The sequence below is a fragment of the Catenibacterium faecis genome, from assembly GCF_014306455.1.
GTDB classification, from domain to species: domain Bacteria; phylum Bacillota_I; class Bacilli_A; order Erysipelotrichales; family Coprobacillaceae; genus Catenibacterium; species Catenibacterium mitsuoka_A.
The window spans coordinates 34531-59202 of sequence record NZ_JACRWG010000006.1 but is presented as its reverse complement, the minus strand read 5'-3'; the positions used below and the strand labels follow the sequence as shown (position 1 = coordinate 59202).

The following is a 24672-nucleotide window of genomic DNA, read 5'->3' as shown; positions in this document are numbered from 1 at the left end:
GCGTACCCCAAGCAAAAGGCAGAGTCGAAAGACTCAACCAGACGCTCCAGTCACGATTACCAGTCGAACTAAGGCACGCTCATATCACCAATATAGAGGACGCAAATGTATTTTTAAACTCCTACATAAAAAAATACAATAATCAGTTCGCTCTACACCTTAATAGTACCAAATCGGTATATGAGAAGCAACCATCTATGGAGAAAATAAATCGTACTCTTGCAGTACTTTCAACTAGAACCATTGATAGTGGCCACTGCATTAGATTCCAGAGTAAATTCTATTTCCCCGTGACCGAAAATGGAGACAGAAGATTTTTTGCAGGAAAAACTAACTGCATGGTCATAGAGACATTTGATGGACAGCTTCTGGCAAATATCGCTGATAATCTTTATCTGATGGAAGAAGTAGCTGAACATGAACTAGTATCAAAGGAATTTGATACTCCTCAGGAGGCACCTAAGAAAGAAAAGAAAAAGTATATTCCTCCAATGGATCATCCATGGAAAAAAGCCAGTTTTGCGAATTATGCTGCAAAACAAAAGCACCGCTGTGGTGCTAATGTTTGATTATTTTTGAGACATTATCAATTTCGGTTGACACTTAGACTTCATCTTCCTGCCTGATTTCATCTAAATAAATCCTGTCATCTTCTACTATAAAGCGCCAGTATTCAATAAAGATTTCTTTATTATCCTGAGTGACTTCATTACCTTTGATCATTCTATCTCTCATCTTACCTTCTATATAAGACCAGAAGTAGTCATCACCTACTTCTACAACCATTGTTTTAAGAAGTCTGATATCAGAAAGTTCATTACGTATACCTTCATACTCCCACCAGTTAAGTTTTGTTTCCCATTGGTCATATAAAGACGGAGAAAGGCATTGTTTAAGAATATCCATATCTCTATCATTCCATGCATTCTGAATAGTGTAATAGTAATCAGCGACTACTTTGTTCATCTTCTTTTCATCAAAGGATGAGTTATTCTTTTCTGCTAGTCCTCTTTTCATATCCTTATGCATGGAGATAGCTTTATATCTACGACGATATTTTTTCATATATGAAAAACCATATGATATAAAAGAAAAAGTTATTAAACTGGCAATACGTCTTTCGGGTGTATCAACATATCTTACAGGAGAAGAAGAATGATGGGATGGAGAACCACTGCCTCCTCCACCACCTCCACTTGATCCTCCTCCCCCGCCACCCGCTCTTGCATAAACAGGGGAAATAGAAAAACATAATATACATACGATAAATAAACATCTAATTAATTTCTTCATAACTTCCTCCTAAGAGATTAGAAACATTACTAATATCATGAATAACATGATACATCCCAAAAAGCCTAAGATACATAGTAATAAGCCTAGCCACCAAATAAGTGTTCTTTCTTTTCTAGTAATAATAGAAAAGATGAGTCCTACAAAAGAAAATACAGGACCAATCAGGATGATATCTGTATAAGAATAAGGAGCGTGATTGGCACTATAGAAATAGATTAAAAATACTACGATAGATAATAAACCACAAATAAGTGGTATAGAGTTCATTTTTTTCATAGACAAAGTATATCATAAAAAAAGAATGATAAGAAATATATCTTATCACTCTTTAACAAGTCTTATTCATACTTAGCTACAATCTTATCGTATTCACCGTTCTTCTTTAGTTTAGCTAAACCTTTGTTGAACTTCTTTAATAATTCTTTGTTTTCACCTTTTAATACTGCGAAACCATAGTTTGCTGGACTTTCTTTACCACAAGGAATATCGAAGTTTAACTGACCTGTCTTAACCATATATTTTAATACTGGATAATCTTCAAAACATGCAGCTGCTTCACCAGATTTAACTTTTTCAAACATGAATGTAGATTCTTCTACTACTTCTAGTTTGAATCCATATTTATCTTTAATAGACTGAGCATATTTTAATCCTGCAGTAGATGTTTTAGCAACTACAGTTTTACCTTTTAAATCAGCATAACCTTTAATACCTGAATTTTTTGCAACACCCATTGAAACACCTGTTTCATAGTATGGATCTGAAAAATCATATTTTTGTTTTCTTTCATCATTGATTGACATACCTGCAATAACACCATCAGCTTCACCTGATTCTAGTGCTGTACATGCAGCATCAAAACCTAATGAGTTAATCTTAATCTTGAATTTCTGATCCTTGGCAATAGCTCTGATTAAGTCCATATCGACACCAACTAATTTACCAGAATCATCTTCCATTTCGAATGGAGGATATGTTTTATCAGTCGCAATAATGTAAGTCTTTTCTTCATTCTTGCTACTAGAATTTCCTCCACAACCCACTAATGAAACTGCCATTAAACCTGCTAATACAATAGCACCGAACTTCTTCATTTTCATAATCGTTTCCTCCCTTATATATCTACACTTATGTGTTGATACCTTATAATACTTTGTTTAAGAAATCTATTGTTCTTTGTTGCTGTGGATGATTGATGACATCATATGGATTACCCTGTTCTACAATATATCCACCATCCATGAATATAACTTTAGTACCTACTTCTCTCGCAAAGCCCATTTCATGAGTGACAACAACCATTGTCATACCCTGACTTGCAAGATCTTTCATTACAGCGAGTACTTCTCCAACCATTTCTGGATCGAGTGCACTAGTTGGTTCGTCAAAAAGCATAATATCAGGCTTCATTGCAAGGGCCCTCGCAATAGCAACTCTTTGTTTCTGACCACCAGATAACTGTGCTGGATAACTGTCAGCCTTATCTTTTAGACCAACACGTTCTAATAATTGATAAGCAGTTTGTTCTGCTTCTGCACTTGTCATCTTCTTAAGTTCAATAGGTGCAAGCATTATATTTTCTTTGACTGTCATATGTGGGAAAAGATTGAAATGCTGGAATACCATTCCGATGTTTTCTCTTTTCTTATTGATATCTAGTTTAGGATCTGTGATATCTTCACCATCAATAATAACACTACCACTTGTAATATCTTCTAGACGGTTTAAACATCTTAAGAATGTTGATTTACCTGATCCTGAAGGACCAATTAAACAGATAACTTCACCTTCATTAATATCTAAAGAAATGTCTTTTAAAACCTCTAAAGAACCAAAGTTCTTCTTGAGGTTTTTGACAGAGACTTTTTTATTTGCCATAAGATAACCTCTTTTCTACAACTTTTGATACCTGTGCAAGTACTGTACAGATAAATAAATAATAACAAGCCATAAAACAATAAATAACCATCATATGAGCTGACTGCGTTGCGGCAATTGTTTTACCAACGTTAGTCAATTCTGTTAGACCAATAACAGATAATAATGAAGTATCCTTAATAGAAATAATGAACTGATTGATGATTGAAGGTAACATCGTTCTTAAAGCCTGTGGTAAGACAATCTTCTTCATTGTTTTACCATAAGTTAAGCCAAGCGATCTGGCTGCTTCAATCTGTCCTTTGTCTACTGCTTCAATACCACCTCTGACGATTTCTGCCATATAAGCACCGGCATTAAGTGATAGGGCAACAGTACCAGCAGTAAAAGTACCCCCAATATTTAACCATCTAAATCCTGTAGGTCTTAACATCTGTCCCAAGCCAAAATATATAATCAATATTTGTACAAGCATTGGTGTACCACGAATGATATAAATATAAAGGTTGGCGATTGCCTTTAATATCTTCATGATCACTGACTTACTTTTTGAAGTATTGACTAATCCAACAATGATTCCAATAATAGTCGCAGCTATTAATGATATGATTGATAATTCAATAGTAATCACTATAGCCTGATTGAATCGACTGGCAAAAAATCCTAAGTTATCAAAAAATCCTTTCACATGAATCCCCCTTTTCTTTTATGTTTATAAATTACACCAATTCATAATATATGTCAAAGATTTTTTATCACCGTAAAAATAAATTATTAAATTGTACTAAAAAAAGAACAAAGTGAGACTTTGTTCCTTGATTAGGCATCAAAATGATGCTTTTTGAAATGTTTATAGTAAATAATAAAGAGTAGTGAGGTCGTAAACCAAGTGACTGGATAAGAAACAACAACACCTTTAATAGTTGGATAATGTGGTGAAATGAATGTGAGCCAGGCAATACGTAGTACACATATACCTAAGCATACTAATATCATTGGTTTAATGGATTCCCCACATCCTCTCATAGTACCTGAGAATATTTCAACACAGCAATATAAGAAATAGAATGGCATTAAGAACAGCATCAAGCTATAGCATTCTTCAATAATATGTGGATCTGATGAGAATAATCTTGTGATATAACTGCCTGTTAAACAGAGTATTGTACTGATTGAAATAGTCATAATGAAAGCCATAGCAAGGGCTGTTCTTGTACCCTTTTTAATACGGTCATGAAGATGAGCACCATAGTTCTGTCCGCTAAATGTTGTGATTGCTGCACCAATAGCCGCAATCATCATCCAGAACAAGGCATCTATTTTTACATAAACTGACCATGAAGCGATTGTTTGTGTACCAAAAGCATTGATATGACTTTGTAAGACAATGTTTGAGATACTATACATTGTAGATTGTATTCCAGCAGGAGCACCAATCATAATAATCTTCTTTAGTACAGGTAGATGAAACTTCATCTTTGATAATTTAAGCTTGTAGACTTCATTTGTACGCATTAATTGAATAGTAACAAGTATGGCACAGACTGATTGTGCAATGACTGTTGCGATAGCTGCCCCAGCAATACCTTGATGGAAGATGACTACAAAGATAAAGTCGAATATGACATTCACAATACTACATACAATTAAGTAGTAAAGTGGTCTTTTACTGTCCCCTACTGCTCTTAAGATTCCTGCACCGATGTTGTAGATTGCGCCTGGAATCATACATAAGAAGTAAAGCTGCATATAGAGAGTGGCATCATTCAATATATCATGTGGTGTACCAATAGCATCTAAACACTGATATGAGAAGAATAAGCCAAAAAGCATCATGAGTATGCCACTGACAATTGCAAGACTATAAGAAGTATGCACTGCCTGATGAATTTTCTTATTATTTTGTGCACCATAGTATTGGGCGATGACTACGGAAGCACCTGTAGATAAGCCTACATAGAAGTTAATGATTAAATTCGTTAAGTTTCCTGTTGAACCAACTGCAGCAAGTGCGCTTGTGCCTACTGTTTGTCCAACAATGATTGTATCAACAGTGTTATATAACTGTTGAAAGAAACTTCCTATAAGAATAGGAAAAAAGAAAAAAAGCAACTGTTTCCAGATAACTCCCTTAGTGAAATCTTGTGTCTGATTCATGTTATTCCCCCCTAAAAGATTAATACATGATATCATATAAAAAGAATAAAAGATATGTTATCGTTTACTCTTTTAATCAAAGAGAATTCAATTAAAATAGAAAGAGAGTTGAAGCCCATGATACTAGATATATCACAAGAAAATAAATATACAGAGACTGAAAAAGAAGTGATTGATTATTTAATGAATCACTTAGATTTATTAGATGAGTTGTCTATTAGTGATTTAGCGAAAAAGACTTATACTTCTAATGCGACTATTATTAGATTGTGCCGTAAAGCAGGTTATAGTGGATATAAAGCTTTAAAGGTAGATTTAATTAAAGAAAGAGAAGCAAATAAGTATATTGTAGAGAATGTGGATTATACGACACCTTTTCAGTTTAATGAAACAACTGAAGAGATTATGAAGAATATGTTTTCTTTGTACCAGGAGAGTATTAAACAGGTATATTCTAGTCTAGATATAGATGTACTCAAGTCTATGGCAGATGAGATTATTCATAAGAAACGTATCTTTTTGTTTAGTTATGGAGATACACAGACTACAGTGATTAATTTTACGAATAAGCTTGTAAAAGTAAATATATTCCCTACTCTTGCAACACAGTTTGGAGAAGAGAGACATATTTCTAAACGCATGAACAAGGATGATTATGCACTTATTATTAGTTATAGAGGGCAAGAAAGACTTCTAGAGTGTGTACAGACATTAACTAAGAATCATGTGAGAATTGGACTTATTACTGCGAATAAGAAGAATTCATTAATGGCTTATTGTGATGATTTGATTATGATTCCTGATTGTGAGAAAGAGAATAGAATTAGTACATTCTATTCACAATTAGCTTTTCAGTATGTGTTAAGTAATCTTTATGCGATTATTTATCATCAGGTAAATGATTGAACTTTTAGTTCAATCAATTCTATCGATAAATAAGAATAACAGAACATTTGTTTCTATACATATGAAAACTGTTTTATAGTCAGATGATCTGTGATAGAAATGAATAAGGTGACGAACGTGAATAAAGAAGATGTATTAAAGTTAGAGGAAGAATTAAGTTTTGATCATTTTGATGCAGAAGATGCATATTGTATTGGAAATGAAATAGTAAAGAAAACAACTCAACCGGTACGTATTAGAATTGTGTTAGATGGAGATATTGTATTCCAATACTTAATGCCTGGCAAAAGAGGTGTAGAGTGGTTAGATCGAAAGCAAAATACAGTGGAAAGATATCAACATAGCACTTATTATGTGTTTCTAGATCAAGAAGAAAGACATGTATATGATGAGAATGATTCTACTATTGCGATATGTGGTGGAGGTTTTCCACTTATTATAAAAGGTGAGTTACGTGGGTGTGTGATTATATCAGGACTTGCCCATGATGAAGATCACCAATTAATTATAGATGTACTAGGAGGATATAAAAATGAAGGTATTTGCAACTGATTTAGATGGTACTTTAGTTCATAATAAAAAAGTAACAGAAACAGATAGAGAGGCCATCGCAGCTTTTCAAAAAGAGAATCTATTTGGTGTCTGTACAGGAAGACCACTAAGCTGTTTATATGATGTAGAGGGTATTCCTTTCGATTTCTATATTATGTGTACAGGTGCACTATTATTAGATAAGGATAGACATGTGATTGAGGAACACCTTTTAGATAAAGAACTTGTGAGGGATATATATAATCATTATAGAGACTACTCTAACATTATTGTACAGACAGAAAGTGAATCTCATTTCTATTTTACTGATTTTATTGATTTTCCTACTTTTACTATGATTAAGGATTTTGAAGAAATCAAGGACTCAAAGTTCTATAGTATTTCTTTAGTGTTTGATACCAATGAAGAAGCAGCAACATTTGTATCAGATGTTCATGATAGATATCCTATGGTATCTGGTTATCAGAATAAAAATGTAATTGATATTGTATCAAAGGGTATTTCTAAAGGTACAGGAGTAAAGGCTATTAAGAAACATTTTAATGCGAATAAGATGCTTGGTATTGGTGATTCCTATAATGATTTACCTTTGTTCAAGGCAAGTGATTATAGTTTTACTTTCCATAGTTCTCCTGATAGTTTAAAGAAAGAAGTCAATGATGTGGTAAGTAGTGTCAGTGAAGCAATCTATAAGGCAATATAGGCAGAGAGTTAATCTCTGTCTTTTTTTGTGCACATAGTAAGATAGTTAATATGTGATACATAGTCATTACGCAAAAAAATATTTGAACACCTATAAATGTACTTTATGAGAGTCTTGCTCAAGACATTATTTTGATGAAAGTTGTATAATGTAGTTAAAGAGGAGGTAGACTATGGAACATACACCTGTTACTCAAGAATACTTAATTGATTTATATAGAAGCTTGATTATTAAACGAGATGAGTTAAAGAATAATGCTGAAGAGAATGAGAAGAAATATTATAAGATGTTTAGAGATTTGTATAAAGAATACTATGGCCTCATGATTGAGTGCATTTTCTTAAAAAAAAGAATTTCCTATTGTCAAAGATGCAATAATCTTCAAATTATGATATATAAAGAAGAAATAGATAGTTACATAGATGTTGTGAAAGAAGATTATATGCATCAGTTAGAGAATTTAAAGAATCATAAAAAGAGAATAAAGAAATCTCTTAATCATGATGGAATGAAACAAGCCAAGAAGATATTCAAGAGAATTGTCAAAAGAATAGATAAAGAACACCCTTTGTGGGAACGTTCTATCGATTCATATAGATATAACGATTTAAAAGAATTGATGAATATAGAGGCGCTGGTGGATTATGAGACACATTCTACAAGACATAATATAGATATTATCTATCTCATGATCAGAATAAATAGTATAGAAGAAGAAATTGATTTTTATATCAAACAACCATCTTATTCACCTCAAGAAAAAGAAGAGAGTCTGAAAAAGGAAATATTGAAATATAGATGTTATAGAAATGATTTAAATAAACAATATCATAGTTTTACAAAAATCATGCATGCATGTTAGGAGGAGCACTTATGAACAAGATGAGAGATATGGTTTTAGAAGCTATTAAAATGAATGGTATAGAGAACGTGGTTATGCCTTTAATGAACGAAATCTTTTTGTCTTTTACTAATATTGCAGGAACACGTTATTGCAATAACCAAGAGGCATTTAAAACACTAGAAAAGAATGTACCTCTTCTATTAGAAAGAGAAGCAGATAATAAATACGATAGTAATGCGATTAAGGTGATGACTACAGATAGAGAAAAGCTTGGGTATATTCCAAAGAGTGATAATAGTATTTATGCTAGATTAATGGATTCAGGTAAGATACTTAATGCAAGAGTGTATTCATGTTATCAGGATGATTATTATAATTGGTCTGTGTCTATTAAGATTTGTATGATGGATTTTTAGTTATTCACATAACGGAAAAGAGAATAAGTGATACATAGTCATTACATGATTATATTATGAATATAGCGATTAATTCCTTCTCTTTGAGAGAAGTCATATTGTTTATGTAATGTCTGGAAATAGTTTCTTATGTTTTCTTCTATAATAGGTTCATGAGAAAGGATTGTCCCTTCATATCCTTTTCTAGCTGATATCCAAGGATCCTGTGTATGAGTGATTGTTTCTAATACTTTAGCGCTATAGAGACCATATGTATGAATAACTAAATCAATCACATGACATTCTTCTTCACTTAATGTATTCTCTAATTCTTCAAAGAGTACAAATCGATCATCATCAATAGGATTAAAACTGAACTGCTTGAATAAATGATAAACATCAGGATAGACAGGACCATGAACCCATGCCTGTGAGTGTTCTGTAAACACAGGATGATCATATAAGGCATAAGAGGTTCCCTGAATTAAATAAAGAAGTTTTTGCAACATCAATGGTGTAACTTCATTTAATCCTTTAAACAAATAAGCAATGACCTGTCTAATCTTATCTGATAATACAAATAATTCTTGTAGATTGCTCACTGCTTCTTTTGATTTCTTATAAGAAGCTGGAGTAATCTTATTTTTATTTTTCTCTAATTTCTTATAGAAATAATCAGGAGAAAGTAAAGCTTTTTTCATAATATTGGAATACTCAAGAGAAGGCACCTGTCCATCTATATATCTTTTGATAGTCACTTCACCAAAACCAAGAACTAATGCGAGAGGTCCCTTCCCAATATCATATATCTTTAATAATCTGTTGATATTTTCGATAGTAATTAGATTTTCCTTTTCTCTATACTGTGAATCTATTTCTTTAATATTTAAATCTAGTAAACCAGGTAGAGATATTTCTTCACCACATTCATTACATACTGCGACAGTAATCAAGAAAGTATATTCTTTATCTTTAATAACTTTTCTGATTTCCTGTTTCTTCAATGTGTAGGTTGTTTCTTTTCTGCAGTTTGTACAATAAGTGTGCTTCATGTTCTTATCTCCTTTATGATATGATTTTTATTATTTCGTATCATTATTATGCTATGAGTATAATAGAAAATCATCAAAAAGATACTAAGAGTAACTAACGACTGTTATCCTGAATAGCTAAAAAGTAGAACACACAGTTCTACTTTTTTACATGCTTTCTGCCAGATGCATCTGGAATATTTAATTCTGAACGGTATTTCGCAACTGTTCTTCTAGATATTTCAATACCCTTATCTTTTAATAGATTAGTAATTTTCTGATCACTTAAAGGCTTGTTCTTATCTTCATTATCAATAACTTCTTTAATTGTTTCTTTGATAGAATCAACAGAGTTATCTTCTGTACCTTTTGGAATAAGATCACTTAGAAGAATAAAGCCTTTGTCACAATATATGTATTTATCTTTGATGGCTCTACTGATTGTAGATTCATGTACTCCAAGCAGCATTGCGATATCTTTTTGTAGTAATGGATGACAAGATCCTTGATTCATAAAGAAGTCTTGCTGGTAATCTAATAAGAAAACCGCAATATCATATATGAGATTCTTTCTTTGGTTAAGGCATTGTTGGAGCCAAGAAACTTGTCTTAATTTGGATTCTATATATTTCTTAGTTTCTTTATTCTCATCAAGAGACAAATAGTTTGTATTAATGTTTATATCCTTATAAATCACAGGATTTAATTGAACTATACCATCCTTGATTATAATATCGGGCACAGGATAATTGACTTCAAGAGAAGAACTATAGTTACTAGCTGGACGTGGATTTAATGTAAGGATAATTTGCAGTAGTTCTCTTACTTTGTTTTGTGATATACCAAGTTTCTTGGAAACAGCATGGTAGTGACTTTTAGAAAGGTCTTCTAAACATTCATCTACAAGTATTTTTGTGAGATGAATATCTTCTGTTTCTTTGAGGCGCTCTAATTGAAGAAGGAGACATTCTTTTAATGTATTAGCACCAAGTCCAGGAGGATCTAGCTTGGATAATGTATCTTTAGCTTCTAAATACTCTTTTTCATCACACTTTAGATAAGTACAGATATCATTTATTGAGAGACGTAGATATCCATTATCATCTAATAAGTCTACAAGAGATTCTACTAATTCCTTATTGTGTATATCCTTATTAATTAGCTGCCAGTGAATGACTTCTTTGAGTGTTTGTTCAGTTTTTCTAGATAAACTATCGATATCAAATTCTTTTCCTACATCAGAACTTGTTTCTATCATTTCATCAGTATCTATTAATGGATTCTCAAAAGAAATCTTCTCTATGTGGGCAAGAAGCTGCTGGACATCCATTTGTAGAATTTGATTCTTTTCAATCTGTTTCTGATATATTTGATGTTTTTGACTATGTTTAAGTTCAAGCTTCATCTAAGCCTATTGGCTCCTTAATGACTTTACTCAATAATTCATACAATATAGATAATTCATAATTATCTAAATGAATACGGTATTTCTTTTCTACATCCTGGAAAACAATTTTTGAGATACGATAGAATTCTTTTTGTGATGGATTTGTAGGTTCTTCTTCATCATCTATATCATCTGCAGTCATTAGACGTTCAAACATAAATGCGATATGCATATAGAGGTTTAATCTTATATGACCTGACATTTCCATCTTATAGTAATCCTGATAACGATGAAGAATTGTTTCTACATCTTGAATAACGACTGTAGGATTGAGGAACTGTAGTCTGCTGACAATACCTTCAATTGTAAAGAATCTTACAAATTCATTCTTTGTTGCTTCAAACTGTTCTGGTGTGACTACACTTCTTAACGCATTCCATAAGTTTTCTTCACCATGACCATCCAATATATCATAGACACTTAACCAAGGCGTAGAAATACCATCATGAAGAGGAGATGTTGTGAGAATCATAAGAGTCTGATCAAAGTTCTTATGATCATCTTCGTTAATTAAATCAAGAAGTTTCTTGTATTCCATAGTTACAAAATCAAGACCACAGTCTCCTAATGTCTTCTTCATGATTTCCTGTATCTTTTCCGCAATACCTACACCGGACATACATGAAATAATAATATTCTTATTCTTAGATAATCCTTCAAAGAACTGAACATCAAAGCTATTAATTCTTTTTGTGCTTTCTACAATCTGTTCAAATGAACCATGACCTAACATCTTTAAGCCAACATCTAATGCGATTGCGGTAGAAACGTTATTAATAATCAACAAATCACCAGATAAATTATTTTTAATCTTTGAATACATACTACTTAAAGATCCTGTATCTACAAGTAAGATGAGTCCTTTACCCTTAGCAGAATGTAAGAGATAGTTCTGTACCTTTTCGACAGTCTGATCAAGTGTTGTATCCATAGGCATATCAATACCTTCCATAATAAAGGTACCACAGGCCTGATTGACAACCTTCGCAATACTAGAAGCTGTTGTATCACCATGGGCTGCAATAAGACCATTTAATTCTAAAGATTCGCTAATATATTCATGAATAGCTAATGCAAATAAAAATGAAAGATTATCTTCTAGATGTAATTCATACTTCTTTAATTCAATAATGATGCGATTTGCAACATAGAAAGCTCTAGGGCATGATTGTTCAAAATAAGTTTTAAGTTTCCATTCCTGTTCTTTTTCAATATGCATTTCATTGAATGTTATATAAAGTAAATATAATTCTTTACCACAGGAATCATTCATTTTAACACCATAACGAATCAATATATCCTTACAGACCTGCATAAAGAAACGCTGTTCTGTTGATCTAATATAAGTAGTATTGATTTTTCTAAGTATTGCACGAAAATTCAAATAGAGCTGATCTATCTGACTCCACGATGCAGATTCTATCTTGTGAAAAAGATTCATGATTTCTGTATGGTGTTCATCATAATATTCCTGATGAATACATTCTTTAGGCTGATTCCATATAACAGATATTTCCATATTACGTTCGGCCTGGAATCCTACTGTATTAACTGGTATATCTCCTCCTGCATGAATAAGCTCTGCTTCAGAAATAAGAAGATTGTCTTCTTTACCGTGTTTGAAATAAGCTTCTGCACAGCTGACCTGAATCAAGTTTCTTAGTCTACCAATATTACCAGGGAACTTAGAGAAACAAAGCATTTTAACAGCTCCACTAGAAATAGTGAGATTCTTTTTAATCTTTTCTGCTTCTTCTTTATAGAATGTTTCAATGAGTTCTATACGTTCCTGCAAAGGACGTTCAGTAATGTTAGGAATGGTAATCTGTAATGTTATTCTTCTTCTAAATGTTTCTAATAAGACTTCTTGTGGGTTTTCTGTTGTCGCAAATATGAATCTCACATTTGAATGTCTCCATTTAGAATCACCAAGAGGTCGATATTTACCTGTATCCATAAATACAAATAGTTTTTCCTGGTTTTCAAATGATAAACGATGTACTTCATCTAAGAAAAGATAACCACCATCTGCTTCCTGTAATAAGCCTGTTTTATCAGAATCAGCCCCTGTGAAACTACCTTTCTTATAACCAAGTAATGTAGCAGAAAGAAGTTCAGGGTTATTGGCATAGTCTGCACAGTTTAATACGACAAAAGGTGCTTTTTTATCGATACTCCCTGTCTGTAATGCATGCTTATAAATGAGCTTTGCGATATAGCTTTTACCTACACCACTTTCACCAATAATAAGAATTGGAAGACCATTTGGTGGATAAGAAACAGAGGCTTTACACATTTCTACTATTTTCTTATGACTTCCTGTTGCACCAATCATAGAATCAAATACTTCTGAATCTAATTCTTCTTCGACAGGTGCATTCTGTTCTTCTTTTTCAATATACCAGTAAGTCGGTCTTGTATCTGTTTTCTTTACTTTTCCCTCATCAAAAAGCTGATTTAAATAATGCGTCACAATCTGTCTACTTAAATGTAGATTGTCTGCAATCTGAGATGTAGGAATCTTTTCAGACTCATTTAAGCATTCTTGAAGTGATATATAAACCTTATCTTTTACATCCATCATGATACCTCCTTGCTCTTAATTAATTATAACTTGAAAACTGTTAGAAAACAATTTAATGCCAACACGCATGAAAAGGAAGATATAGGGATATCTTCCTGTCTGACTATCTTGGGAGTCTTGCTCTTCTATTTGGGAATTCTTTATCGAATCCTTCTTTATGATCACAATACCAATAAGCGACTGTACAAACATCATCCTGTCTTTCATATAATGAAAGATCATCGTTACCAATCTGCTGTAATGTGACTTTGATATCTTCATCAAAGGCAATTGGATCTAAGATATGGAATCTGTATAAGCCATGGCGAGGAAGGCTGTCATTACCAAAGGCATGAACAGCATTCAGCTTACCTGTTTCAAATCTTTCTCTTGTCTTATCCTTTGTTGAATAGAATGGATACCCTAAGAATAAGTTAGAATATGGTTTCACCGAAGGTCTTCCTAGTTCATCTTTCTGATGGAATGCCCAGGCACCACCAAAGTAATCTTCTGAACCAGTTGATGAAACTGTTGGATAGTCTTCATCACCATCTAGGTAGAACTTGAATTCTCCCTCACCCCACCAATATCTTTCTAATGCAGTTAAACCAAGGTAAGTACCTACATAGTAGCCTTTACCTTTAACATCATCTAGAATGACATAGTCTTTAGCAAGCTCAGTCTGACGCTCTCTGCGCCAATAAGCATGGAAATATAAACAATTTTCAGGTAAAGCATCAACTTCAGCATAATTAATAGTATAGAAGAATGATGTAATATCTTTAGGATGTTCATTTGTCATTGTGATGACTGCTCTTTTTGCGAATGGCATTTCAAAATAGCTGTTCATCCCTCCTGTAGGATTCACAACGATTGGTAAAGAAGCAACATCACATCTTTCACCAAAACCATTACAGAAGAAATCGCCAATAGGGGCTTCTACTGCAGGTGTATCACTACCATCCCAATAGATTCTTAAGACGACATCTCTCATGACAAAGCTGCCTTTTTCAGTATTTTCACGGATTGTCATCCACATATGTCTAATAATGCCTGGACCTTTAATATCCGCAATCACTGTTTCTTCACCCATAGGTAATTTAATGCTTCCACGTCCTTTTCTTGATGGACCTAAAGCACTTGCTTCCATACATGCTTTGCCTTTTTCACCAGTTGGGTTTTCTGGTGATACAGCTCTAGAACGTTCTCCTTTATAAGTCATGATATTACTTAGTAAATTCATAATCTTCTCCTTCCTTTACTGCATGTTGATTGACAGTAATTGAATAACTATTTTTATTGGTAATGTGAATGTGCTGATCAGTTACCTTGATATCAAATCTTGATTCACCGATATGGAAATCCTCCCAGAAGAAGTTTCCAATAAATTCCTTAGGATGAATAGTTAAGTGTTTATTTGGTGCATCATAGTTAATTCCTAAGAATTCTGTAATGAACAAGATATAGAAGATACCTGATGCCCATCCACATTTACCACAACTGTTCATTCGTGTGACATCTCCAGTAGGTGACCCTACTTTATAAGGCCACCACCACCAGCTGCCATCTAAATCAGCTAGTCTTTCTAATTCTTTAAATCTGCCGTTTTCTCCACTCCAGTTTTCTACATTATCTGCACCATTCAATATTGAAATATATCCTGGGAATGTTGCACCTGACTGGTTACCCCATTTAATCCCTCTGCTCAGTTTACTATAAGTAGGATTCTCATCACTTGAACTGAATTGTCCATAGTGAGTTGTTCTGTCTCCTGCCTCATAGCCATAATATTTCAATAATGTAGTGTCTGATTCTTCACCATCATGCATTCTTAATGTGATAGTACCGTCATGATTCACATCAGTTAAGAACTGAAGTCCTTGATCAAGCATCTCTTTACGATAACACTCATCTGACATATGTTCTTTTGCATCTAGATCAAGTGACGCAATACCTTCTAGAAAAATACGATGACCATTCGTTTCTACAGTCATATATTTCTCTATATCATTTTTGATTGCCTGGGCTTCATTTTCTAGTTCAATCGCATATTCCTTCTCGTCAAAGATTTCAAGTGCAAGTCTTGATAGGGAGCGACATGCACGATATACACAAATGTTTGATCCTGTATGATATGTACCAAGGGAGTAGGCATCTGAAATCCAGATACTGTGGTATAGGTGTGGTTCACCTGGATTTCTAGAAGTAATGACTTTGTTAAGGATTTCCTTCATCTGTTTATATAAATCTTCATTATCTAGAAAGAAATGATGATCACCAAAATAATCATAATACGCACCAGAAAGTAGAATCACCGATAGAGAATTACTTAATGAATGGAAGATTCCTCCTTCAAATTTAGTACCTGGGTATTTGATACCATATTGGGCAAACCATTTTATTGTTTTTTTACATAGGTCTGGTTCGGTCATTGTATAAGGCAAGCTAGAATAATACATATCTTTATTCCATATATGAGGAGTAACGGGGTAAGTGCCCCAATTTGAACCAAGTATTTGATTATAACTATTCATGGCAAAAGCACCAGACGCCTGCTGATAGGCTCTTTCAATTAAGTACCCTGCCATTGGATCGTTATCAAAATGGACTTTACCTATGCATTGTTTATAATATTGACGTGTTTCTTCTAACCATTCATCAATACTTCTACTAAACAGTTTCTGTGTATCCTGATATGCATTAGGATCAGTGAAAGCAATCATGAATTCTTTTTGAGAATGAGGTGGTAAAGTAAATGAAATACTGTTGTGAGATTGTGTATCGCGGCATTCTATTAATACATTTCTTGTATCAGAGTATTTCTTTTTATAAAGAGAAGGGAGTTCTAAGGCTCCTTCTCTTTGCGAGTCACTTTGGTTCTCAATGATAATGGCATACATTAAACTGCTTAATCTTTCTCCATCACGAGTAATAGGTGCACAAGCAATTAAGCTGACTGTTCCCCAGGTAAAATGATGAATACTTCTTGGAAAAAGATTATCTGCAAGATCAGAGATGACATCTAAGTTATCAGATTTCAATTCAGTTTTATTACCGTTCCAGGTAATAGAGATAGAAAGATCATGTTCTTGAACAAAGTCTTTTCCTACCCAGACACCTGGTTTGCTTTCCATGTAGTAGTTGTGATGAAAGAAGGTAAGGTTTTTAATTGTGCCAAATTCATCAAGATTGGCTTGAACTTTTTGATTAGATGAATCAAATGAAAATGTATCATCTGGAAGCTTATTGCGATAATAACTGATTGCATTGTCTGTACTATAGATTCCATTCTTGATTCTTAACATATAGAATGGATTGCATTTCATTGTATTCAAAGCGACCCTCCTGTGGTATTTATTAACAAATACCTAATAGTGATAAAACGATTCCTAGTGCAACAATTCCGAAGATGATTGCGATAACGTTGACTTTCTTATTTAATAGCTTATAGCAGCCAAATGTCATTAATAATGGAACGATACCTTTAAAGATACTATCAAGAGCTGACTGAACATTCATTAATGACTGTCCCTTCATCTTGAATTCAAGAATTGTCTTAAATACGACTGTCTGGCTAGTCATAGCGCCAACCATAATTAAACCAACAATACCTGCTGCTTTTGTAAGGATTTCAATCATGCCGTTTGCATATAATTTCTCAATATACTTAGCACCTAAAGAATATCCTAAACATGCACCATAGTATCTGCATAGGAAGTTTGGTACGTTGAATAATACTAAGAAGATAATTGGAGCAAGGATGTTACCAGCATTAGCAAAACCAATAGCAAGACCTGCACAAACTACTCTCCATACACCCCAGAATAATGAGTCACCAATACCAGCTAAAGGACCCATTAAACTTGTTTTAATAGAGCCAATTGCATTAGCATCAAAGTCTGGTTTTTCACTGTTTTCTTTTTCCATTGAACCAGCAATACCCATTACAAATGATGCAAGAGGTACTGTAGTACTGAAGTAAGAGACATGTCTTGCAAGAGCTTCACGTCTTTTCTTTTCATCATTCTTATAGAAATGGTTGATGAATGGAATCATAGCATAACAGAAACCTGCACCACCCATAGTAACTGGGTTAACAGATGCATACATGGCACCTGATCTCCAGAACATCTTTCTGATTAATTTCTTTTCTTCTTTATCAATGTTATTCATTAGTTTCATGCGAAAAAGTCCTCCTCTTCACTTTCATTAGCTGATGCGCTTGCAACAGCTGGTTTAGCCATCATATCTTTTAACTGCATATCACGCTGTGCTGTTACTAATGCGATAACAACACCTAATACTGCGATAGCGATGAGTGGTAATTTTAAATAAGCCACTGCAACAAATCCAAGAATATAGTAAATACCAGTTTTCTTATCCCATAACATCTGCATTAACATAGCCATACCTACAGCAGGAAGCATGTTACCAGCAACTGTTAAACCATTCATGATTACCTTAGGAATTGACTGTAAGATTGTCTGCACTACATCAGATCCTAACCATACAGCAAAGAATGGAATTAAAGCATATAAACCATAGTGTAATACCCATAAACCAAAGTGAAGGGCTGTGATTGATTTATCTTTACCTTCTAAAGCTAGCTGTTCAAATTTTGGTGCGAATGGACCAATAACGAATGAGAAAATAAAGTTCATGAACTGAAGACCTAATACAGCAAGTGGGAATACGATTGGAATAATAGTACCAACATTTCCACCCATCTGAATTGTGAAGGCTGTAGCAAGACCTGCAGCTAGAGCTGGCTCAGCAGTACTTGAAATACCTACATTGACAACTCCCATAAAGATTGATTCTAAAGATGCTCCAACTAATAAACCTGTCTGAACATCTCCTAGCAATAAACCAGTAAGAGGTGCAACAACGATTGGTCTACTTAACATGACCATACCGAATAATTCGTGTCCTCCAACGCCTACGAATACTGCCAATGCGACGAAAAATGCGTTTAACATAATAACTCTCTCCTATCTCTTATAAATTTTTTAATACGTTTGTAGCAAGTTTCTTTTCCATTGAAGGTGTACCCTGGAAAAATGTATCTGGATATAATTCAACTAATTCTTTTAATGCTTCTAATTCTTCTTTTGTAAGCATAACTTCCTTAGTTAAAGTAATCTTTTCACCTGAAGTCATCTTTCCAGCGTTACCTAAGTTAACCATTTCAATATTCTTGTATTTCTTACATAAAGTAACAGCATCACGTACTGTTGGCACAAGAACCATTAAGCGCATCTTTTCTGATCTAGGATCATCTAAGATTGATGAAACGCCTTCTACTGATTTAATAATACATTTAATACCTTCTGGCACTGCCATCTTTAATGACATCTTCTGTAATTCGTTTGATGCTGCTTCATCACTTGCAACAACTAAACCATGAAGTTTTAGTTCCTTTGTCCAAGTCATAGCAACCTGTCCATGAATTAATCTTTCGTCAACTCTTAAACAAACAATCATTTTCTTTTCCTCTCTTTCTTATAGAAGAAAATCGTCATCGTTTTCTTCTGTGGTGTTTTTTTCAATTTCTACTAAGCATAACTGTTCTCTAGCTTCTTCAATCTTAGCCTTTAAGAACTCGTTAGTAAGTTTTTCTGGAGTCATAGTGACTTCAATAAGAACAGCTAAATTGAATCCTGATACCAAGAAAGTGTTTTCCCTTACACAATATGGAATCATCTTCTGATTTACACTTCCACCCTTAATATCAGTAAAGATAACTACTTCATCTTCCTGTGGAATCTTTGCGAAATATTCTTCAATCTGCTCATTGATAGGTTTCTGTCCATCTACATAAGCTGTAATATAGTCTACGTTATCTACATTACCGATTAAGAATTCCATTGTTGATCTTGCACCTGAAGCAAGCAAGCCATGTGTGGCTATTAAAATATGTCTCATTTTCATATCCCCCCTTACACTTATATAAGTTGCAATTGTCATGCCAACTTTTAAGTTTTCTGTTTTATATTTTCTCCTTTCTTTTTTCTTTTCACTTATATATACTGCAATTGACATGCCAACTTTTAGTATGTATTTATTAATTCTTTTATTTCTTTTTCTTCTGGCATTACTCTTAATGCACCCTTCTTAGTTGTAATCAAAGAAGCTGCTGCATTCGCAAACTGAAGCATTTCTTTTAAATTTTCTTCAGTTAAGTTATCTAAACCATGTTTAAGTACTGCATGAAGTGCACAGGCACTAAAAGTATCACCTGCACCTGTTGTTTCTATAGTGTCCTTATTTAAATAAGGTTCCATAAATACTTTATGATCACCATAGTAAGCAATACTACCGTTCGGACCAAGTGTGACATTGATGAGTTTTGCATGAGTTCTTTCTCTAATGATTTCAATTCCTTTATCATAATCATCAGTACCTGTGAGCCATTCAATCTCATTATCTGCAATCTTTAAGATATCGCACTGTTCAATACCATACCAGATCTGCTTTGCAGCTAATTCTTCACTTTCCCATAAAGGTGGTCTTAAGTTAGGGTCAAAAGAAATAATCTTGTTTTTCTTTTTTGCATAATCAACCATCGCATAAGTTGCAGATCTCATTGGTTCATCTGTCATAGATAAAGAGCCAAAATGAAAGATACGGCAGTTATCAATTAATTCATAATTCACTTCTTCTTTCTTAAGCAACATATCTGCCCCTGGCTTTCTATAAAAAGAAAAGCTTCGGTCACCTGTTTCATCATTGTCTACAAAAGCAAGTGTTGTTTTTGCATCTGGATCCATTACAAGACCTATAGAATCAATCTTTTGTTCTGAGATTGTATTCTTTAATAGTTTACCAAACTCATCATCTCCTACTTTACCAATAAAAGCAGTTTTATAACCTAATTTTCCAAGCATAGCAAGTACATTACATGGTGCACCTCCTGGATTGGCTTCATAGATACGGTTATTCTGTTCACTTAAACCATTTCTAGTGAAGTCTATTAATAGTTCACCTGTTGCTGTTACATCGTACATAGAATACCTCCATTGTTTATTCACTTATATATACTGCAATGCACGTGCCAAGTTTGAGGTATAAATAAAAAAACTCACAGTTTATGTACTGTGAGATGAAATAAAAAAAGTGACGCAACGCAGGCGTCGCATCACATAAAACATAAATGTTTTTGTCCTTCGTCAGTATTATAGATTCTTTTCATATAAATAGTCAATAACATTTATGACAACCCACTCAGAATTACCTCGTATTTGAAGCATGACATTTATGTTTCTACACATTCTAGGATACTCTTATTCTTATAGGCATATCCACTTTATATAGAGATAATAGTTTTCTGACAATTTCAGATAAAAAAAGTAGCCCAACGCAGGCGTCGGGCTACATAAAACATAAATGTTTTTGTTCCTATATGTATTATAGGCTATTTTCAAATAAATAGTCAACTATATTTTTAACAAAATCATAAATTGTGGTAAAAACATTATCACTACTGAAATATTCTTTATTTTTAATCAATCTTCCCTCTATAAAATCTTTAAGTTCAGCAAATATCTTCTTCTTGAATACTTGAATTGTACATATTTCATCAAACAAGAATAAACTTGCCACAAAATCATGAATAACAGGATTAGTCATCTTTTTCTTTCTGTTCTTTTTTGTGATAGATGGAACCGATGCTAACAATGAAATAAGACTTTTATTAACTATAATGGCCTTTTTCTTTTTATCATATAAATGTGTATATGCATAAGGTTTTCTTAAAGTATTCAACAAACAGTTATTATGCGCCGATGCATTCCTAATAAATCTCAGGGACCATATAAGATCACTGACAATCGCATTACCCTGTTCTGGATATAATGAATAATAAAATTCATATAACCTAATAAAGTCACCAAATGATATAACTTCAATCAAATTCCAAGCAGCCCAATTATTCTCATATTTATGAATCAAATCTGCACATGCTGAATTATATTTCTTTTGATTGATATGGTCTAGCATAAAAGGATATTTAGAAAACAGTTCTCGTACAACATGATAGCCATCTTCTTTTTCATTCTTGGTAAGATCATCAATTAATTTAACCTTTAAGAAATGTTCTGTATGCAATGATATTCTAATAATCAATTCTCTTAAGCACATATCTAGCTTAGATAATTCCACTAGATATGCAAATTCAAGATTAATATATTGATTCTTTGACACGTTGTATTCAAATGATTTCTCATAAGATTTTAACTTAAAATAGTACGTATTATTTTGTAGATACTCTCGTGCTTCCTCTTTACTCATAATATTGAATTGAACGTTCTTGTCTTCGAGATTTTTTCAATTGCTCATCTATAGAGTATTTAGATTTCAACACTATTACCCTCCTCATACTTTTTCAGTTATTTATTCATACTCTTCTTCAACTTCATATAAGCCTCATAAGATGGTGTAGTTCCTTGAAGATATCCACTCTCATAAGCTTCACTCTTCTTAATATCGTTTCTTTTCAAAATAGTACAAAGATTTTCTACAGTAATACCATTACTATTTCTGGTAATAAATATGCTATCATTACGATCATATTCATCCATAAGTTCTGGATAATGAGTAGAAAAGAATAAAACACCACCTTTCTTATTTAACTGACTATCCTTAAAGAAACGCATAAGAGTACTTACTATTTCCTTATTGAAATGATTTTCTATTTCATCAATCAACAAATAACCTCCTTCTCTCAATATTTCTCTTGCCATTGTGAAAGTAACTATTCCTTTAATCGTTCCTGAAGACAAGTAACGTTCTATCTCTACTATATTATTCAAAAGAATTTCTTGTTTTTCTCTAAATTTTAAGTGAATAATTGATTTTTAACTTATTTTCCGATTTAAAAAAGGAGGATTACTCCTCCTTACAATACTTCCCCATTACTACTTATTACATTCTTATACCATTCAAATGACTTCTTCTTAATTCTTCTCATATCCTTTAAGTCATCATTATCTCTATTTACATAGACAAAACCATATCTCTTCTTCATCTGTGCACGACTACTTAAGATATCAATAGGACCCCAAGACAAGTATCCTCTACAATCTACACCTTCTTCTACAGCCTTTTTCATCTCTTCAATATGTTTTCTCATATAATCAATACGATAATCATCATTTATAACACCATCTACTAACTGATCATCATATCCATAACCATTCTCTACAATATAGATAGGCATTTCATATCTATCATAGAGCTGTCTTAAAGTAATACGTAAACCAATAGGATCTATTGTCCAACCAAATTCAGACATTTCTAAATAAGGGTTCTTCTTGATGACTACATCTTCTACATTAGTCAAACTATCTTCACCATAATGACTAATAGTAGACATATAATAGCTTATCGCAAGAGCATCTGTCTTACCCTTCTTAAGTATTTCAAAGTCTCCTTCTTCTATAACTGGCATAGTCCCTTCTTGTTTCATATTTGCTAGGAAATAGCTGTTGTAATGTCCTCTCGCAAAGATATCTAGGAATACAAATGCTTCACTTTGGGCTTTCATAGATTCTAATGTATCTAATGGGTGACATGTTTCAGGATAGCTTTGTACAATAGTGGCCATACCTAAAACATAGCCTCCTTTTTGATGAATGTATTCGTTAATCAAACTATGCGCTATTAATGTATGATGCATAATTTGATGATCTAGAGTAATAGGGTTTTCTCCTTCTAAACAAACAGCCCCAAAGAACATCTTTGGTCCTTTCTGTAGTATTCCATTCTGTTCATTGAAGATAATCCAGTATTTTACTTTATGACAATAACGATCTACAATCTTCTTGCATAATTCTACAAATAGATCTACTACCTTTCTACTCGCAAAACCATTGTATTTCTCATATAAGAATACAGGCATTTCAAAGTGATAGAGTGTAGGAATAGGTTCTATCCCTCTCTTTATTAGTTCATCAATAAATTCATCATAGAAAGCAAAACCTTCTTCATTATATGTATTCTCATCACTCATAAGTCTAGACCAGTCTAAAGAGAAACGGTATGCATTAAAGCCTAACTCTTTATATAAGTCAAAGTCTTCTTTGTATCTATGATAAGCATCAATACCATTTTTAAAATCTGAAAACTTACCAGTGACTGTTAAGTCACATACTGCAGGAACTTTTCCTCCTTCAGTATATCCACCTTCACTCTGATGAGCAGTGACAGCACCACCCCATAAGAAATCTTTTCTTAACATTTTTATTTACTCCTTTATGTATATTCTTATTTAATTCTATTAAGGATATACTTGAATTTCAAGGAAGTAACACTTAAAAAGAAATAGTATATATTATTCTAACGCTCATTTAATACGTTTTAACGCTCATTATTATATTAATTTTTTGGCTTAGTTATGCGGTTTTTAACTTTCTAACGCTCATTTAACACTCACGAGTGTTAGAATAGAATATCATCATCCGTTGAATCTGGTATTTCAATTTCTAGAGTCTCTTCTCGAATTCTATAATATTCATCAACAACAGAATCAATAGATTCCCTATCTTCTGCTCTTTCATAACATTTTATAAGTTTAGCCAGTAAATCAAATGTCGTAATATCATCAACACCATATTCTCTTAAACTCGCTTCATAATTTCTTTTGGCATATTCCGATGCTTTATCATATTGTTTTCTTTCACAATATGTATCGCAAATAAATTCCGCTATCATAATACTGGTAAAATCAGCATCACCAAATATTTCTTTACATTCATTATAATCTTATATAAGTTCTTCTAATGTTTTCTTTTCTTTCATTGGTGTATCTCCTTATTCTTTTTTATTTTCTCTTATTGGTTTCATTATGTAAATAAGAATCAAACATAAGGTGTTCTCAAATTTGAACACCACTGTTATTTCA

Annotated in this window: 26 protein-coding genes; 6 read left to right on the top strand and 20 right to left on the bottom strand. The window is 33.0% G+C overall.

Annotation, left to right across the window (positions count from 1 at the left end):
* Positions 1-197 precede the first annotated feature (197 nt).
* The gene (locus H8909_RS03195; RefSeq protein ID WP_187011803.1) at positions 198-569 is read left to right on the top strand and encodes a hypothetical protein; all 372 of its coding nucleotides are present in this window, start codon (positions 198-200) and stop codon (positions 567-569) included.
* Positions 570-603: 34 nt separating this feature from the next.
* Here H8909_RS03195 and H8909_RS03190 read toward each other — a convergent pair whose 3' ends face one another.
* The 6 genes from H8909_RS03190 to H8909_RS03165 all read right to left on the bottom strand — a co-directional run bounded on the left by H8909_RS03190 (position 604) and on the right by H8909_RS03165 (position 5331).
* On the bottom strand, positions 604-1293 hold the full coding sequence (locus H8909_RS03190) for a TIM44-like domain-containing protein (RefSeq protein ID WP_187011802.1): 690 nt from the start codon (positions 1291-1293) through the stop codon (positions 604-606).
* A 9-nt stretch (positions 1294-1302) separates the two neighbouring features.
* Complete coding sequence (locus H8909_RS03185; protein WP_226793649.1) at positions 1303-1572, bottom strand: hypothetical protein; 270 nt, start codon at positions 1570-1572, stop codon at positions 1303-1305.
* Positions 1573-1634: 62 nt separating this feature from the next.
* Positions 1635-2396, bottom strand: coding sequence for a transporter substrate-binding domain-containing protein (locus H8909_RS03180; protein WP_117459973.1), 762 nt, complete (start codon positions 2394-2396; stop codon positions 1635-1637).
* A 43-nt stretch (positions 2397-2439) separates the two neighbouring features.
* On the bottom strand, positions 2440-3174 hold the full coding sequence (locus H8909_RS03175; protein ID WP_187011801.1) for an amino acid ABC transporter ATP-binding protein: 735 nt from the start codon (positions 3172-3174) through the stop codon (positions 2440-2442).
* Positions 3164-3862: an amino acid ABC transporter permease gene (locus tag H8909_RS03170; protein WP_187011800.1), complete on the bottom strand. Its 699-nt coding sequence runs from the start codon at positions 3860-3862 to the stop codon at positions 3164-3166. The genes H8909_RS03175 and H8909_RS03170 overlap by 11 nt, the downstream gene beginning before the upstream one ends.
* Positions 3863-3993: 131 nt before the next feature.
* Positions 3994-5331, bottom strand: coding sequence for an MATE family efflux transporter (locus H8909_RS03165; protein WP_217106815.1), 1338 nt, complete (start codon positions 5329-5331; stop codon positions 3994-3996).
* A 117-nt stretch (positions 5332-5448) separates the two neighbouring features.
* On the opposite strand from H8909_RS03165, the gene H8909_RS03160 reads away from it, so the two are divergent.
* The 5 genes from H8909_RS03160 (at position 5449) to H8909_RS03140 (ending at position 8752) form a co-directional block, all read left to right on the top strand.
* Positions 5449-6237 carry a MurR/RpiR family transcriptional regulator gene (locus tag H8909_RS03160; protein ID WP_187011798.1) on the top strand — a complete coding sequence of 263 codons (789 nt, stop codon included), beginning with the start codon at positions 5449-5451 and terminating at the stop codon, positions 6235-6237.
* A gap of 117 nt (positions 6238-6354) precedes the next feature.
* A complete protein-coding gene (locus H8909_RS03155) occupies positions 6355-6789 on the top strand; it encodes a heme-binding protein (RefSeq protein ID WP_369409797.1) in 435 nt (144 codons plus the stop codon).
* Positions 6770-7492 carry an HAD-IIB family hydrolase gene (locus tag H8909_RS03150; protein WP_187011796.1) on the top strand — a complete coding sequence of 241 codons (723 nt, stop codon included), beginning with the start codon at positions 6770-6772 and terminating at the stop codon, positions 7490-7492. The genes H8909_RS03155 and H8909_RS03150 overlap by 20 nt, the downstream gene beginning before the upstream one ends.
* A 172-nt stretch (positions 7493-7664) precedes the next feature.
* Positions 7665-8354, top strand: coding sequence for a hypothetical protein (locus H8909_RS03145; protein WP_187011795.1), 690 nt, complete (start codon positions 7665-7667; stop codon positions 8352-8354).
* Between the two features lie 11 nt (positions 8355-8365).
* Positions 8366-8752 carry an HIRAN domain-containing protein gene (locus H8909_RS03140; protein ID WP_187011794.1) on the top strand — a complete coding sequence of 129 codons (387 nt, stop codon included), beginning with the start codon at positions 8366-8368 and terminating at the stop codon, positions 8750-8752.
* A 41-nt stretch (positions 8753-8793) separates the two neighbouring features.
* On the opposite strand, the gene H8909_RS03135 is transcribed toward H8909_RS03140, so the two are convergent.
* From H8909_RS03135 to H8909_RS03070, 14 genes are all read right to left on the bottom strand, one after another.
* The gene (locus H8909_RS03135; protein WP_187011793.1) at positions 8794-9783 is read right to left on the bottom strand and encodes a type II toxin-antitoxin system antitoxin SocA domain-containing protein; all 990 of its coding nucleotides are present in this window, start codon (positions 9781-9783) and stop codon (positions 8794-8796) included.
* A 139-nt stretch (positions 9784-9922) separates the two neighbouring features.
* Entirely contained in the window at positions 9923-11167 is a 1245-nt protein-coding gene (gene rpoN / locus H8909_RS03130; protein WP_187011792.1) for an RNA polymerase factor sigma-54, read from the bottom strand.
* Entirely contained in the window at positions 11157-13790 is a 2634-nt protein-coding gene (locus H8909_RS03125; protein WP_238928203.1) for a sigma 54-interacting transcriptional regulator, read from the bottom strand. The genes rpoN and H8909_RS03125 overlap by 11 nt, the downstream gene beginning before the upstream one ends.
* A gap of 106 nt (positions 13791-13896) precedes the next feature.
* Positions 13897-15015 (bottom strand): glycoside hydrolase family 172 protein, encoded by a 1119-nt coding sequence (locus H8909_RS03120; RefSeq protein ID WP_006506708.1) that lies wholly within the window; start codon positions 15013-15015, stop codon positions 13897-13899.
* Complete coding sequence (locus tag H8909_RS03115; RefSeq protein ID WP_238928204.1) at positions 14999-17098, bottom strand: glucosidase family protein; 2100 nt, start codon at positions 17096-17098, stop codon at positions 14999-15001. Before H8909_RS03115 ends, H8909_RS03120 begins: the two co-directional genes overlap by 17 nt.
* 31 nt (positions 17099-17129) lie before the next feature.
* Positions 17130-17954, bottom strand: coding sequence for a PTS system mannose/fructose/sorbose family transporter subunit IID (locus H8909_RS03110; RefSeq protein ID WP_006506710.1), 825 nt, complete (start codon positions 17952-17954; stop codon positions 17130-17132).
* Positions 17951-18751, bottom strand: a complete 801-nt coding sequence (locus H8909_RS03105; protein WP_187011790.1) for a PTS mannose/fructose/sorbose/N-acetylgalactosamine transporter subunit IIC — start codon at positions 18749-18751, stop codon at positions 17951-17953. The genes H8909_RS03110 and H8909_RS03105 overlap by 4 nt, the downstream gene beginning before the upstream one ends.
* A gap of 19 nt (positions 18752-18770) precedes the next feature.
* Positions 18771-19256 (bottom strand): PTS sugar transporter subunit IIB, encoded by a 486-nt coding sequence (locus tag H8909_RS03100; protein ID WP_187011789.1) that lies wholly within the window; start codon positions 19254-19256, stop codon positions 18771-18773.
* A gap of 18 nt (positions 19257-19274) precedes the next feature.
* A complete protein-coding gene (locus H8909_RS03095) occupies positions 19275-19697 on the bottom strand; it encodes a PTS sugar transporter subunit IIA (RefSeq protein WP_187011788.1) in 423 nt (140 codons plus the stop codon).
* Between the two features lie 125 nt (positions 19698-19822).
* Positions 19823-20779: a carbohydrate kinase family protein gene (locus H8909_RS03090; protein WP_187011787.1), complete on the bottom strand. Its 957-nt coding sequence runs from the start codon at positions 20777-20779 to the stop codon at positions 19823-19825.
* Between the two features lie 400 nt (positions 20780-21179).
* On the bottom strand, positions 21180-22061 hold the full coding sequence (locus H8909_RS03085; RefSeq protein ID WP_187011786.1) for an Abi family protein: 882 nt from the start codon (positions 22059-22061) through the stop codon (positions 21180-21182).
* 98 nt (positions 22062-22159) lie between these two features.
* Positions 22160-22582 (bottom strand): AAA family ATPase, encoded by a 423-nt coding sequence (locus H8909_RS03080; protein WP_202985889.1) that lies wholly within the window; start codon positions 22580-22582, stop codon positions 22160-22162.
* Positions 22583-22668: 86 nt separating this feature from the next.
* Positions 22669-24009: a glycoside hydrolase family 1 protein gene (locus tag H8909_RS03075; RefSeq protein ID WP_187011785.1), complete on the bottom strand. Its 1341-nt coding sequence runs from the start codon at positions 24007-24009 to the stop codon at positions 22669-22671.
* A 200-nt stretch (positions 24010-24209) separates the two neighbouring features.
* Complete coding sequence (locus tag H8909_RS03070) at positions 24210-24482, bottom strand: hypothetical protein (RefSeq protein ID WP_187011784.1); 273 nt, start codon at positions 24480-24482, stop codon at positions 24210-24212.
* Positions 24483-24672: the final 190 nt, after the last annotated feature.

What these genes read in the sequence shown, in the direction of transcription:
- rpoN (WP_187011792.1), bottom strand. Translation starts at nt 11,167, where the DNA reads ATGAAGCTTGAACTTAAACATAGTCAAAAACATCAAATATATCAGAAA.
- H8909_RS03085 (WP_187011786.1), bottom strand. Translation starts at nt 22,061, where the DNA reads ATGAGTAAAGAGGAAGCACGAGAGTATCTACAAAATAATACGTACTAT.
- H8909_RS03075 (WP_187011785.1), bottom strand. Translation starts at nt 24,009, where the DNA reads ATGTTAAGAAAAGATTTCTTATGGGGTGGTGCTGTCACTGCTCATCAG.
- H8909_RS03095 (WP_187011788.1), bottom strand. Translation starts at nt 19,697, where the DNA reads ATGAGACATATTTTAATAGCCACACATGGCTTGCTTGCTTCAGGTGCA.
- H8909_RS03115 (WP_238928204.1), bottom strand. Translation starts at nt 17,098, where the DNA reads ATGAAATGCAATCCATTCTATATGTTAAGAATCAAGAATGGAATCTAT.
- H8909_RS03190 (WP_187011802.1), bottom strand. Translation starts at nt 1,293, where the DNA reads ATGAAGAAATTAATTAGATGTTTATTTATCGTATGTATATTATGTTTT.
- H8909_RS03090 (WP_187011787.1), bottom strand. Translation starts at nt 20,779, where the DNA reads ATGTACGATGTAACAGCAACAGGTGAACTATTAATAGACTTCACTAGA.
- H8909_RS03145 (WP_187011795.1), top strand. Translation starts at nt 7,665, where the DNA reads ATGGAACATACACCTGTTACTCAAGAATACTTAATTGATTTATATAGA.
- H8909_RS03180 (WP_117459973.1), bottom strand. Translation starts at nt 2,396, where the DNA reads ATGAAAATGAAGAAGTTCGGTGCTATTGTATTAGCAGGTTTAATGGCA.
- H8909_RS03070 (WP_187011784.1), bottom strand. Translation starts at nt 24,482, where the DNA reads ATGATAGCGGAATTTATTTGCGATACATATTGTGAAAGAAAACAATAT.
- H8909_RS03165 (WP_217106815.1), bottom strand. Translation starts at nt 5,331, where the DNA reads ATGAATCAGACACAAGATTTCACTAAGGGAGTTATCTGGAAACAGTTG.
- H8909_RS03135 (WP_187011793.1), bottom strand. Translation starts at nt 9,783, where the DNA reads ATGAAGCACACTTATTGTACAAACTGCAGAAAAGAAACAACCTACACA.
- H8909_RS03120 (WP_006506708.1), bottom strand. Translation starts at nt 15,015, where the DNA reads ATGAATTTACTAAGTAATATCATGACTTATAAAGGAGAACGTTCTAGA.
- H8909_RS03110 (WP_006506710.1), bottom strand. Translation starts at nt 17,954, where the DNA reads ATGAAACTAATGAATAACATTGATAAAGAAGAAAAGAAATTAATCAGA.
- H8909_RS03195 (WP_187011803.1), top strand. Translation starts at nt 198, where the DNA reads ATGGAGAAAATAAATCGTACTCTTGCAGTACTTTCAACTAGAACCATT.
- H8909_RS03100 (WP_187011789.1), bottom strand. Translation starts at nt 19,256, where the DNA reads ATGATTGTTTGTTTAAGAGTTGACGAAAGATTAATTCATGGACAGGTT.
- H8909_RS03160 (WP_187011798.1), top strand. Translation starts at nt 5,449, where the DNA reads ATGATACTAGATATATCACAAGAAAATAAATATACAGAGACTGAAAAA.
- H8909_RS03150 (WP_187011796.1), top strand. Translation starts at nt 6,770, where the DNA reads ATGAAGGTATTTGCAACTGATTTAGATGGTACTTTAGTTCATAATAAA.
- H8909_RS03105 (WP_187011790.1), bottom strand. Translation starts at nt 18,751, where the DNA reads ATGTTAAACGCATTTTTCGTCGCATTGGCAGTATTCGTAGGCGTTGGA.
- H8909_RS03125 (WP_238928203.1), bottom strand. Translation starts at nt 13,790, where the DNA reads ATGGATGTAAAAGATAAGGTTTATATATCACTTCAAGAATGCTTAAAT.
- H8909_RS03175 (WP_187011801.1), bottom strand. Translation starts at nt 3,174, where the DNA reads ATGGCAAATAAAAAAGTCTCTGTCAAAAACCTCAAGAAGAACTTTGGT.
- H8909_RS03140 (WP_187011794.1), top strand. Translation starts at nt 8,366, where the DNA reads ATGAACAAGATGAGAGATATGGTTTTAGAAGCTATTAAAATGAATGGT.
- H8909_RS03185 (WP_226793649.1), bottom strand. Translation starts at nt 1,572, where the DNA reads ATGAAAAAAATGAACTCTATACCACTTATTTGTGGTTTATTATCTATC.